We start from the raw sequence: 12,972 nt of genomic DNA, 5'->3' as shown, positions 1-12,972 counted from the left end.
CATGTTACTTAATCGTTCCCATCGCACCAATTTCTACATTTACCTTGACGTTTACATCGCCCTTTGCTAATGCATTATTCCATTTGTTTTGGACCTTTTTCCATTCTGGATATGTGTAAGTTCTTGCGTATCTCCCAAGCCCAATAGGGTCAATATTAGCATCTTGTATTTTCTTTATTACTTGCTTGAAATCTTCTTCTAACTTCTTTTCAATTGCCTTCTGTAATTTCTCTGCATCTTTTCTTGTATTGAACGAAAAAAGCTGTTCTGTTATGCCGACTCTCATCTTTATATCCGTATTAAATATAAATTTTTTATCATATTTTACCTTTGTTTTTACTTTAATACTATAGGTAGTAAAGCTTATCCAATCTTTTTCCTGGCTATCTGGCTTTAGTTTAATTGGAATTGTAAATGAAAACTCACCTGTAGTTCCATGCTGCAAGATACGTAATAGTTTGTTTTCATCAGACTGTAAGGTTAATTTATACTTTCCTTTTTCATCTAACAAAGCTGTACCTATCACAAATATTTTATTGTTTCTTTTCATCTCAGTAATATTCGCCGTTACCCCTTTGTCTGCTATTTGTTCATGTAATTCTTGAAGAGTTGTTTTTACTGTGATATTTCTTAATGCGGCCGTATCAACTAGTTTTGTTAAATATAAAGGAAGACGTGGCTTATCTTTTGGGTTATAAAAGATGATGTCCGAAACAGGTCCATCAACAGCAACAATCCTTGTAGTAACCGTATTTTTGGGATCTCGGTAAAATGGATCCAGATACTTTACCCAATTTTTTTGTTTCAGTAGTCGTTTTCCAACTAAAATAACCTGTGTTTTACTTCCCGAGGTAAGCGCCATAACCGTAGCATCAAATTTGTCTCTCGAATTTCGAATCGTAACAGATTTCACGCCAGTAATTTCTTCTTTTACCTTTGCTTCTTTATTGAAAACAGGGCTTGACATATACACTAATAAATTATTATTACGATCTAAATCAATACCAAGAACAAGAGTTAGAGAAACATCTTCAACATTTCTTTGATCAAAACATCCAGTCATCATGAACACCGATAACAAAATACAACATAGTACTTTTCTTTTCAATGTATCCTCCCCTGACGAAACTTCTCATATAGACAGCAATACAGCCATAAAACGATAGGTGATATATAGGTTAATCCCAAACCAGCATTCGATAATGTCTGTTGCCAAGTTTCAGCTTCATTCCAACTAGGATGAGTCCAAAATATGAGGCCGATAATGAACAATAAGAGAACAACTACATGCGAGCTGTGATCTTGTTTTCTAATTAATTGGCTTGAACAAAATACAGCGCAATATATAGCGGGAATCCATGCTGTGGATACAACGGGTAAGTAAAGGGCCAATAAAATCATGTCAAAACGTTCTAAAAAACGAAATTCTATTACTTTCAGTAAATTTAGTACCGGTTGATTATATTGCGTAATGCTCTCAGGGCTAAAATAGGCAAAGCAAACAATAGTAGCAAATAAATAAAATAACATTGTTAAAGTGTTTGCAATAACCATTCCATGGACTGCATACTGTTTTTTTTGTAAAAAGGGATATAAAAAGAAGGCAATATCAAACCCTAAATAAGCAAAAACAGTGGTCGGTACAGCCATGAATACAGGTTTCCACCCTTCTTTTAAAAGTGGGAAAAATGGCATCCAACTTCCGTTCCCTTTAAGAGGGATCAAAAAAAATAACGGAATCCAAAGAAACATACAAAAAATAAGTTCGGAGTATCGCCCTAAAATACGAGGACCGTTACGTGCAACCAGGAAGGTAGGAATCGAAAATAAAAAGATAACGACATAGTCAGGCGTTTTTGGAAGAAGCCATCCTTTAAGATAGAGCATAGCGTTCACAAGAACGCTACAAGAATAAAAAGCGAAGTACATCATGTAAATAACAACGAATGCTTTGCCTACTATTTTTCCAAATAATCGTATAAGAATGTCATAAATCGTGTCCTCGGGATATCTAGCAGCGGTTTTCACTATAAAAACACCTGATATTGTGGAGAATATCCAGCCAATCATTATAGCTATCCATCCATCCGTTCCAGCTTTTTCTGCAAGCAAGCGTGGAAGCGATAAAACGCCAGTGCCTACCTGCATTCCATTAATTAAAAGAATGTACTGTATAAGCGTAATGTCATTATAGGCATACTTTTTCATAGTTTCACCTTTTATTTTGATTCTTTCCTTGTCGAATAGATTGAATGGCTCCGGTACCTTTAGAACGCTTTCTTAATGCCCATAAAGGTAGGCGTATGAAAGTATCTTTCATATCCGCAAAGCGAAATGGTGCTAATGGCGTTCCGTAAGGAGTACCTAGCGATTCAAGACTGATTAGATGTCCAATTAAAGTCATCCAACCGATAACAAGTCCAACAATTCCAAATAAGGCAGCTGCAAGCATCATCGGAAAGCGTAATAGTCTTACTGCCGCCCCCATATCATAATTAGGGATAACAAAGGAAGAGATGGCGGTAACAGCAACAACAATAATCATAATATTGCTTACAATTCCCGCTTGAACAGCCGCCTGTCCAATAACAATACCACCTACAATTCCAACTGTCTGACCGATCGGAGTAGGTATCCGTAAAGCCCCTTCTCTCATCGTTTCCAATGTTATTTCCATAAGTAATGCTTCCATAACTGGAGAAAAGGGTACGCGCGTTCTTGATTCTGCAATAGATAAATACAGCTCTACAGGAATAACTTCAAAATTAAAGGAAATAAACGCAACATAACTCGCAGGCAGAAATAAAGCAACCATAAAGGCGATAAAACGAAGCAACCGAATAGACGAAGCAACTAACCACCTTGTACCGTAATCATCCACGCCTTGAAAAAAGGAAATAAAATTTGTTGGAGTAATTAACACATTAGGTGAATGATCCATTACAGTTACAAATCTGCCCTGTAAAATGTGAGATACAGCCAAATCAGGTCTTTCAGTTAATATAAATTGCGGAAACGGTGAGTACGGGTTATCTTCAATGAATTCTATAAGTTCGCCAGTACTAGCAACAGCGTCGACTGTAATTTTTTGAATCCGTGTTTCTAATTCCTTCAGCACATCTTCAGAAACTACATCTTTCAAATATAAAATAGAAATCCTCGTTTTACTTCGTACACCAATCACTATTTCTTTTACCATTAATTCACGATGAGGAATATACCTTCGAATCATTGCGATATTTTGACTTCCGATTTCTGTAAATCCTTGATGCGCACCTTTTAGAGCTATTTCGTTATGAGCATCTTCAACATTTCTTTGTGGCCATCCTTTCGTATCCAATTGATGTGCTGTTGTTCGACTGTGGATTAATAAAACACTATCTCCTCCAAAAATAGCATTTTCAATCTGACTCCACGTATCAATAATTTTAATTTGTCCTAATGGAATTGGAAGTTCTTTATTGGTATCAAAATCACTATTCATCAAAGGACTTAGAACATGATTTTGAATCAATTCTTTATCTGTTAATCCAGACAAATATACTAAAGCTGCTTCTAATCCATCTACTTTCATTTGAAACCGACGAATTACTAAATCAGGTGCTTGACGGAATATATTCTGAATATCAGCTATGTTTTTCGATAAATCAGCGCCTAAGAGGGAGTCCTCAATATTTTTTTTCTGAAAATGAGTATTGTCTCGTATTAAAAATGACTTAGGATTGTCTCTATATTTTAAACGCTTCAAAAATTTAGCCATGATTCCCTCACTTTCTATGTACCTTTTATGATATGTTTAGTATGCATATATTAAGAAAAAATATCCTACTAACTAGAGAGGTAACATGCGAATTATTACTATAAAGTTTTTGGTACATATTTCATAAAAATCACGTTGCTATTCTCAATAACATGAGAAAATAGCAACGTGATTTCAACTTCAAGAATAGTCTTTTAAGTTGATGGATGTGTGGTTCTGCCCCATCCCTATCAACCTAACAGAACAGGTTGCCCCCAAACGATTAAAATAAATCTTTTAGGCCTCACCATATCAAAAAAAGAAAATCTACAATTATCAAGACCTAATTTTATTTCTTATTAAATAATTTGATAATAACTCCATAAACTAAACTTACTTGTATCTCATAGGAGTGTATTATTCGTGAAAAAAACTTGGATATTCCTCATTTTTCTAATTATTCCTTTTTGTTCCACACCAATATCCATATATGCTTTTACAGATAGTCGTAAGGCGTATGAAAAAACAGGGAAGGTAATTTGGGAAGTAAATACAAAGGAAAAAATAGTTGCAATAACATTTGATGATGGGCCTCATCCTGTTTTTACCCCTCAAATACTTGATATTTTAGCTAAATACAATGCGAAAGCAACCTTTTTCGTAACAGGTAATAAAGTTAAAAGATTTCCTGCTATTTTAAAAAGGCAAGTAAAAGAAGGACACGAAATTGCTAATCATACTTATAATCATATATATGACAAAAATATTACTACCGCTAAATTAACAGCAGAATTAGATCAAACGGATAAAATTATCAAGCAAATCACTGGCTATAAACCAACTCTCTATCGTCCAGTTGGAGGCCTTCACAATGATTTAATTATTAATACAGCTATACAGAATGGAAAACTTGTTATTCTATGGTCATGGCATCAAGATCCTCAAGATTGGAGAAATCCACCAGCTAGCAAAATTTCTAAATATATAACAAAAGGTGTGAAGCCTGGCAATATCATTCTACTCCATGATTGGAATGGCAGCGAATTTTCTCAGACATCTCAGACAGTTGAAGCATTAGAAAGTATCATGAGATATTTATACAGAAACGATTATGAATGTGTGACAGTATCTGAAATGCTCTATCGTTCCATAAAAATAATCCCCTCCCCTTTTGATCCTTTTCATCAGTGAATCTAGACTTATTTACTATCTATTTTTTTAAGGTCTATCTTACTTACGGAAATTTATGAAGGTTGTCTCGAGGATAATTGTAGCTTTGAAATAAAGTTTGATTAAAAATACCTCACAAACCCATATTTTATGATAAAGAAAAAGAATCCATTTTGAAAAAAGGTGATATGCTCTACTTTTGAGATTGATTATTTATCTTTCATAAAAAAATATGATCATTTTTGTGATCTTTCCTCCATTAAAGCGCCCGATTGCGGAGATCAAAAAAATGATTATGATTGCTGCTTATAGCTTGTTGAACTAACGCACCCGTTACTTTAAGTAAATTGATTCACAATCTTACTGGGAATTCACCTAAAAAAGCTGAATTAAATTAATAAAAAAAGGACTCCCTTTTTGGGAATCCAATTCATTCAGTGTCACTTTGGTTAAATTCTAATCTTCTCGGTTCGCAACACTGTCATTAGCCTCATCGGCACCTTCGCCGACCTTGTTACCCATCGCTCCTCCTGCAACAGCTCCTGCAACGGTACCAAGTGGACCAAGAACAGAACCCAAAGCAGCTCCAGCGACAGCACCGACACCAGTTCCTACCGCTTCGCCAGCATCATTATCGACACGGTTACGTTCGTTTTTATCAGCCATTCATCTCACTCCTTATTTAGAATAGGCAAGTGCTTTCCAGCACAATACCTTACATATTTTGCCCTATAAGGACAGATTTATGTGAAGTTTAAATCTGTCCTTATAACTTTGTAATTTTCACTATCCTTCACGCTGTACAATAAGAAAAGCTGCCATAATGACAGCTAGATCTTAAACTATTACAACCTTTAGTTCAAGTAGTACAAGTGCAACTTTTATTTATTCATCTACTCCTGCATCTATTTTCCAGCTTTTTTGCAACTTCCGGATATAAATGATCTGGCCAATATGATATGCGTTATGAGTCGACACATTTCCAAGTATTGCCTACCATTTCACGTGTCCAGGATAACCATTAACTTCTCTCTCAACTTTTTCTTCAGATAATAACTCTTGCCAACGTAAAAGCACCTCTAATAGTTATTTTTTTAAGGCAGCAAAAGTATGATTTTCAGAAATAATAAAGCTGTTATTATTTCCTATTGAAAGCACAGCATCAACGTGAGATTTTTGGTACCTTGTTTGCCATGTTTGATTCCAATATAGTAGATGCTGCACAATTTCAGCAATACTATTACTTTCTTCGTTTGGCGTCCAAAATGCATGTTCCTCAGACAATCTTTCTACTGAATCTGAAAATGGTAGGTACCAACTTGGGTGATTAGCATTTGCCAACAACTGATCCGATAAAACATCTTTTGCATGAGCCATAACCAACACTCCTAATTGTATCTTTATAATAAAGTTTGATCAAAACGGATTCATTTTTTTATAAAAACCCCTTCATAAGAGAACGTATATTCGTGTATAATAAGAACGAATGTTCTTATTATTAAGGAGGCGTAAAGGTGTATGACTACTCAATTTTGCCGAATCGAATTGTTTTATGTGTAGATCTTCGAAGCTTTTATGCTTCAGTTAGTTGCATCAAGATGGGATTAGACCCACTACATACTAAATTAGCTGTAGTAGGAGATGTGAACAGGAGTGGCTCCATTGTTTTGGCTGCAACGCCACCATTAAAGGCATTAGGTGTTAAGAAAATGGCAAGGTTGTATGAAATACCACGGCGTAAAGACATTCTTGTTGTAAACCCAATTATGGGTACTTATATCAAATGCTCAAATTATATAACAAAATTAGCTTTACAATACGTTCCGATTGAGGATTTTCACCAATACAGCATCGATGAATTCTTTATGGATATTACAAATAGTATCCATCTGTTTGCGAATGAGCCTTATGAATTTGCGCTGAAATTCAAACGTGAAGTATATGAGAAAACAAGAATTGAATGCACGATTGGGATTGGGCCTAATCCTTTAATGAGCAAGATCGCTTTAGATGTGGAAGCGAAGAAGACAAAAGACTGCGTCGCATATTGGAAGTACGAAGATGTCCCCATAAAATTATGGCCGATACGACCACTTAGTAAATTTTGGGGAATTTCGAGTAAAACAGAAGTTAAGTTAAATCGAAAAGGAATACATTCAATTGGAGACTTAGCGCAATACCCGCTCAAATACTTAAAACAAAGTTTTGGAATTTTGGGCGAAGAATTACACTTACATAGTAACGGCATTGATTTTAGCCGCATTGCAGAAAAATACATACCAGCAACAACTTCAATTGGTAAAAGTCAAATACTCATGCGTGATTACACAATAGAAGAATTTCCGATTATCCTTCTGGAACATATCGAGGAAGTTTGTTATCGGCTAAGAAGACATAATAAACTTGCTCAAACCATACAATTTTCTATTGGTTATAGTAAAAATTACGCTGGCGGTTTCAGGAAAACTCACACTTTAAACCGACCTACCAATTTAACAATGGATATTTATCGAATATGTACATACTTTTTACATGAGTTATATACGGGTGAACCTATTAGATCAATTAATGTTTCTTTAACCAACTTAATCAATGAAGGCGAAGAACAAATCTCTCTTTTCGATAACATCATGCAACGGGAAAAAGAAATAAAATTAACTAAGGTAATGGATGAAATACGCACTAAATTTGGCAAGAACAGCATATTACGAGGAGTTTCTTATACAAATAGTGCTACAGCAAGATATAGAAACACATTGTTAGGAGGACATAAATCATGAACAACACTAATATGCCAAAAGGAAGAGGAATGGTAAAATGGACTCCATTTGCTGCGATGCCGGAACAATTTGCTGGTATCCGTGAGATCATTAAAGAAAAAAATAAAATAACGCGTCCAATATTAACACCAGAAGAAAAAGAACTTATTGAAAACTTATTATTATGCTCATTGCTTTCCGAAGAAGAAATATTGATTACATATTACGAAGATGGCTATCTGCTTACTAACTACATGACCGTGACTGATATTGATCCATTGAACTGTTCTATTGTATGTACAGATGCTTTTTATAACAGGATTACTCTTAAATTTATGAATGTTGTTGATGCAAAATAAAAATAGAGGGTCTACCATACTTGGGAAGATCCTCTTCTTATTTCACATATGCAGAGTCCTAATCTTTATCAAATGTCTCTTGTTATTATATATTCTTTAATAAGAATTCTGTAATCTCTTCATTTAGTTCATGATGAAAATATTCGCGATTAAAGCTAGGTGGATCTTGTGATGGAAGAAAAGATGCATTCATCATTTCTTTTGGAAATGGGCTAAGAAAAGAAAAATGGCCTGCATTCTCAACTATTCTATGTTGGATTTTAGTATTGTCAGTTATCCCGTTAAATATAATTTCTGCATGAAAATACGGTGTAAATTGATCTTTCTCCCCAACAAGCATTAAAATGGGGATGTTTATGCCTGCCAAAGCCCCTTTTGTTTTAAACCAAACTGAAGCTGGCGCTAAAAGAACTAAAGATTTTATTCTGTAATCATGTGTAACATTGATAAGATGAGATTTCTCATCCGAAGACTCATAAGGGAAAGAGGATGGTATTCCTCCTGATGCCGCCAATGCTGTGTACCCACCCATAGAATGTCCGATGACTGAAACAGAATCAGGTTTTAAAAACTTTGTAAAATCTTCACTATTAAAGAACCAATCAATCGCCATAGAAATATGTTTTGGCCTAATAGTTAGATTATCGATTGTACCTTCCAATGTATTGTCATTTCGATTATTGTATGGATGCTCAAGCATTCCCACAACAAATCCGTTACGAGCCAAGTGACGAGCAATCGTTCGATAAACTAATGGTGAACCACCAGTACCATGAGATATTAAGACCAATCGAAACACACCTTCTTGGGGTACAGCATTACTCGAAACATTCAAATGATAAGGTCCAATTTTTTCTAACTTTTCAGGAGTAATTGTTGGATACATAACAAACATAGGAAATGTTATATCTAATTGTTCATCAAAAAGCTCCACTCTTCTATAGCCTGCGAACATTACATCATTCTTTCCTATTTCTTTATTCATTAAATTCCTCTCCTATTAAACTTAAATTTTTTATCCTTATAACCTTATTTAATAATACAGTAGTAATTAGTTAACTTACAATTCCAAGTTGAACCATCTACTTTCAACTCCAGAATATGGCCCGTTTGCCTAGCAAAAAAACAGCAATCATTAAACAATCCACTATATTGTTATACCACTAGTCTTAGGGTTCCTTTTATAGAGAGAATCAGTATGATAGAATTAATGTAGATGATTTTTTTATTTGCTTCTCTAAAACGTTCTATCTCCCAATGGTACGTTTTTTATTTCTCAACAAATTAACTAAATATTCAACCTACTTTACTGTCATTCTCAATAAAGCTCTGATAAAATATGAATTACATAACGAAACATCCCTTATTTGACACCTGTGCCTCCCCGTACAGGTTTTTTTATTCTATTTTGAGTTAGATGCTCTTCTTCATATGCTGGTAATAATAACATCCAACAAACAGCTTTTCCCACTGTTTCACAAGTCTAGAACTTCCTACAAAATAAATTTCAATGTCGTCACTTAAGAGTCGTTGCATTATTGTATTCCATTTAAAAAATCTATCTGCCTGGGAAAATTTCTCTAACTGGACTTCCTGATCTGTGAATCCTTTTCTCTTAGGATAGGGTACGATTACTAATGCTTGTTCGTCCTTTTTAATATCTTCCTTACAGTAGACGCGTTTCGGAACTATCAATGCCACATTAATCCCCTCTTTCATCAATATAACGATTATATTTAAAAATCTCTTGTAGTCGATCTTGACCTTTAGTGAATTCCTTAATGGGGTACCGCCACATGCCCATCAAGCTAACCAAGTAAATTACTAGATACGAAATAATTCTTGTTTCAAAACTAGCAAGTGATAAAAAAGTAGGCACGCTAAAGAAGCCTATTAAAATGCGATTTTTTCGCTAGGCAGCTTGTCTATGCTTCACCGTCGTTTTATACACAATTCCTAGAATATCAAAGACGGTCATCTTCTTATACCTATGACATTTACGACCGTTCTTTTTAAGCAGCTGATAAAGGCGATGCAGAGTTTTTAAAAGTTCTTCTGTGCCAACGGCTATCGCTTGAAACAGTAAAGGAAAGTAATCTTTAATCATATAAATCGCTTTGTATTCACTCAGCTCCTGCTTTTTCTTTTCAAGCAGAAACTGTCGCATTTGAAACATCGTAGAAGAACAGAGGAGAATGCCGATGAGTTGTCCATATAAATGGCACTCTAGGCGTTCTCTTTTAATATTTTTACATTCATCAATTTCAAAGAATGACTTCCACGTTTTAAACAAAATTTCAATCTGCCAACGAAGTGAATATAATGAATGCACGTAGTTCGTTGGTACTTCTTCTAGCGACGTGTTCGTGATATATACATTCATGCCCATTAAACGTTTACTTTTATCCTTCATGACAATGCCTTTCTTCTTTTCACGTATCGCTTGGTTTTTCAGACGTGTTTGCGTTTGATCATCGGTTAAACGATGGATAATAACACGTGCTGGAAGTTTCTGATTTTGGCCAATGTATGCCTCGGGGATTTCTATCGTTTCACCAGGGATTAGACCAGACATCATTTGTGTCATATCAAGCTGGATGTATTCTGTTTGCTTTTTTAACATACCATTGTTGAAGTATTCTGGTTCAGGGTTCTTGATATAAATGCGTGTATTCAACTTCAACCGCGAGATATAGTAGGCCTCTTTATCATGAATGGTTTGTAAGTCTCCTAAATCGAAGTAACCAAGATCACGTAAACACAAATCACCGGCTTCTACTGTTTCAAGGCAAATGGTACCATATGTTTTATCATTATTCTTCCCTGGTCCAAGCTGCACGTTAAGAAATTGACCACTAAGTAAATCATATTCCAATTGGATTTTCACGCCTGCGGTATTACTACTCCCACCTGAGCCTTGATAGTCAGTGGCGAAATGGTCAGGCAGTTGAAACACCGTTGCATCTAAAATACGGATACGATTGAAAGTAGCGATCACGTGTGCAGAAAGTGAGTGATTTGAACAAAGTTTTTGTGTGAGAAGAGAAGTAAAGACTTTTCGAAGAAATGCGACAGCTGCTGGATTAAAGCGTTGATTCAGTCCTTCTGTACTCATAAGTACCCCAGTGGAAACTTCTAACTGACTGCACAATTGTGTAAGTGATGTGCTAGCAATTTCTTGACTGAGCCATACGCAAAGGGCAATGAGTTCGTTTGCTTGATACTTACTAGATCGCTGTACAAAACCAACTTGTTTGGCGATACCTTGTAGGACTTCTGAAGATAAAAAGTATTGTAGCTCTTGTGCGAAAAGATTCAGTTCATTTGAAATAATAGGATTCATCAAAAACGCCATCCTTTCTGTATATTTCTACAAAAAGAATAGCGTTTTTTTTGCTTTATGGATACAAATTTATCTTAGCTTGATAGCAATGGGCGGTACCCCTTTAAGGTTTAAGAAAAAATCGAGTTGAAAAAGGATTAATTGTAGTGTAAAATTACACTAAATAACACATAAGTTACTTTTGGAGGAATAAAAGTGAATAAGGAGCTTATAATCGAACTCATTTCAACGAAAATAAAGTTAATTCGCACTGAAAAAGGGTATACACAGGATAAAATGGCTGAAGTTCTCGGCATTTCAAAGAAAACGCTTGTTCAAATCGAGAAGGGGAGATCTAATGCAGGTTGGACCAATTCCGTTGCTATTTGTGCATTGTTTAGGGATAGTGAGGTTTTACAGTCCACTCTAGGGGATGATCCATTAGTAGTAATCGAAACAATGGCCCACAAAAGTATTAACAACTTCAAAGAAAAAACGTTGGGAGGAAAAGTCTGGTGGAAACAAATTCAAGAAAAAGGGCACTTTCGCTTACAACAAAATCTGATTAGTCAGCATTATCGTATTTTAGACGAACATGATTACCGTTGGTTTAGTTCGTTTGATAGAGAAGACGCACTAGATCAACTTGCTACATTAACAAGGGATCTGGAAAAGTGAAGGAATCTATAATGAAACGAATCAAAAAGATGGTAAAAAGTTATACATTTTTATCTTTCGTACTTGCTTTCTTACTTTGTTATTTACGCATGAGCGGGCTAGACCCTCAAGGTCTTATTTTTTTCGTTTTCGGATTGGATCCTTTAGTAAATCATGTAATAGATGCGGAACCTTTTAGAGATATGGTTTATAACCATCATCTATACGCACTTCGTATATTGACAGCTCTCATATACGGAGTTTTCTTTGATTGTCTAAGATATGTGATACAAAAGTATGCAACACAAAAATATGTAGTGTTTTTTAAATATCTAAAACGGGGTGTTTTGATACTCATGTTGATTGGTGTACTAACACTCGTGTTGTTTGGTATACTCATCAATTTTTTTCTCGCAATTCTAAATTTATAAGTCCTATTGTTCTTATGAAGTAGGATGCAGGGCTTTTGCCTATGATTATGTACCATGTAACAATTGTTGAAATACAACGTATCAACAAAAAGGAGATTATATATGTACATCTTGAGCCTTCTTTGGATTTACTTTATGCCTATTCTTGTATCATGTGGACTTTTTGGCAGGATTTTCCTAATCATTACAGGGGTTATATATCGTAAATTACTCGTCATTGTAATGGGATTACTGAGTCTTTTCTTTGTTGTATTACCTTTTGTTTTTTGGGGTATGGGGATTGATTGGGATGAAATTTTCCCTATTCCAACCATTCTATACTGGATCCTATTCTCTTTAACTGGGTTACTAGCAGGATTCAATGGACTACAGGCAAAGATTAAAAGCATACGCAATATGGGATTTATTATTTTTACTACTGGAGTATTTGGGACTATTTTTTATTATTTAATGTCTGTATCTCATGATTCATTTTATATCAATTAGTTCTTTCTAAACTCATATCATCTACTACCTAACAAATTTTTTCGTTTTG

The 12,972-nt window shown here is 35.0% G+C and carries 12 protein-coding genes and 1 pseudogene; 5 read left to right on the top strand and 8 right to left on the bottom strand.

Annotated elements, in window-relative coordinates; translation table 11 throughout:
* Positions 1-4: 4 nt before the first annotated feature.
* Genes ACP6L7_RS32800 through ACP6L7_RS32790 form a run of 3 tightly spaced genes read right to left on the bottom strand, consistent with a single transcriptional unit; the run spans position 5 to position 3,760 of the window.
* On the bottom strand, positions 5-1,108 hold the full coding sequence (locus ACP6L7_RS32800; protein ID WP_097832666.1) for a Ger(x)C family spore germination protein: 1,104 nt from the start codon (positions 1,106-1,108) through the stop codon (positions 5-7).
* On the bottom strand, positions 1,105-2,208 hold the full coding sequence (locus ACP6L7_RS32795) for a GerAB/ArcD/ProY family transporter (protein ID WP_097832665.1): 1,104 nt from the start codon (positions 2,206-2,208) through the stop codon (positions 1,105-1,107). The genes ACP6L7_RS32800 and ACP6L7_RS32795 overlap by 4 nt, the downstream gene beginning before the upstream one ends.
* 4 nt (positions 2,209-2,212) lie before the next feature.
* Positions 2,213-3,760: a spore germination protein gene (locus ACP6L7_RS32790; RefSeq protein ID WP_097832664.1), complete on the bottom strand. Its 1,548-nt coding sequence runs from the start codon at positions 3,758-3,760 to the stop codon at positions 2,213-2,215.
* 402 nt (positions 3,761-4,162) lie between these two features.
* On the opposite strand from ACP6L7_RS32790, the gene ACP6L7_RS32785 reads away from it, so the two are divergent.
* Complete coding sequence (locus tag ACP6L7_RS32785; RefSeq protein ID WP_430529705.1) at positions 4,163-4,930, top strand: polysaccharide deacetylase family protein; 768 nt, start codon at positions 4,163-4,165, stop codon at positions 4,928-4,930.
* Positions 4,931-5,365: 435 nt separating this feature from the next.
* Here ACP6L7_RS32785 and ACP6L7_RS32780 read toward each other — a convergent pair whose 3' ends face one another.
* Together ACP6L7_RS32780 and ACP6L7_RS32775 are read right to left on the bottom strand one after the other, a co-directional pair.
* Positions 5,366-5,575 (bottom strand): glycine zipper domain-containing protein, encoded by a 210-nt coding sequence (locus ACP6L7_RS32780; RefSeq protein WP_000764044.1) that lies wholly within the window; start codon positions 5,573-5,575, stop codon positions 5,366-5,368.
* 219 nt (positions 5,576-5,794) lie between these two features.
* A pseudogene (locus tag ACP6L7_RS32775) lies at positions 5,795-6,286 on the bottom strand (DinB family protein).
* Positions 6,287-6,423: 137 nt separating this feature from the next.
* Here ACP6L7_RS32775 and ACP6L7_RS32770 point away from each other — a divergent pair.
* Both ACP6L7_RS32770 and ACP6L7_RS32765 read left to right on the top strand, forming a co-directional pair.
* Positions 6,424-7,689, top strand: coding sequence for a Y-family DNA polymerase (locus tag ACP6L7_RS32770; protein WP_097832661.1), 1,266 nt, complete (start codon positions 6,424-6,426; stop codon positions 7,687-7,689).
* The gene (locus ACP6L7_RS32765) at positions 7,686-8,027 is read left to right on the top strand and encodes a YolD-like family protein (protein WP_097832660.1); all 342 of its coding nucleotides are present in this window, start codon (positions 7,686-7,688) and stop codon (positions 8,025-8,027) included. The genes ACP6L7_RS32770 and ACP6L7_RS32765 overlap by 4 nt, the downstream gene beginning before the upstream one ends.
* Before the next feature lie 85 nt (positions 8,028-8,112).
* Here the strand turns inward: ACP6L7_RS32765 and ACP6L7_RS32760 are convergent, their stop codons facing one another.
* From ACP6L7_RS32760 to ACP6L7_RS32750, 3 genes are all read right to left on the bottom strand, one after another.
* Positions 8,113-9,012: an alpha/beta hydrolase family protein gene (locus ACP6L7_RS32760; RefSeq protein ID WP_141533567.1), complete on the bottom strand. Its 900-nt coding sequence runs from the start codon at positions 9,010-9,012 to the stop codon at positions 8,113-8,115.
* 428 nt (positions 9,013-9,440) lie between these two features.
* Positions 9,441-9,728, bottom strand: a complete 288-nt coding sequence (locus ACP6L7_RS32755; RefSeq protein ID WP_002150979.1) for a hypothetical protein — start codon at positions 9,726-9,728, stop codon at positions 9,441-9,443.
* Between the two features lie 211 nt (positions 9,729-9,939).
* Complete coding sequence (locus ACP6L7_RS32750; protein ID WP_430529704.1) at positions 9,940-11,370, bottom strand: IS4 family transposase; 1,431 nt, start codon at positions 11,368-11,370, stop codon at positions 9,940-9,942.
* 195 nt (positions 11,371-11,565) lie between these two features.
* On the opposite strand from ACP6L7_RS32750, the gene ACP6L7_RS32745 reads away from it, so the two are divergent.
* Both ACP6L7_RS32745 and ACP6L7_RS32740 read left to right on the top strand, forming a co-directional pair.
* The gene (locus ACP6L7_RS32745) at positions 11,566-12,027 is read left to right on the top strand and encodes a helix-turn-helix transcriptional regulator (protein WP_048565629.1); all 462 of its coding nucleotides are present in this window, start codon (positions 11,566-11,568) and stop codon (positions 12,025-12,027) included.
* 512 nt (positions 12,028-12,539) lie between these two features.
* Complete coding sequence (locus ACP6L7_RS32740; protein WP_098519763.1) at positions 12,540-12,923, top strand: ammonia permease; 384 nt, start codon at positions 12,540-12,542, stop codon at positions 12,921-12,923.
* The last annotated feature ends 49 nt before the right edge of the window (positions 12,924-12,972 follow it).

The organism is Bacillus silvicola, from assembly GCF_050524305.1.
Lineage (GTDB): Bacteria > Bacillota > Bacilli > Bacillales > Bacillaceae_G > Bacillus_A > Bacillus_A cereus_AT.
The sequence above is the reverse complement of the archived record's forward strand: the minus strand, read 5'-3'. Positions and strand labels throughout refer to the sequence as shown.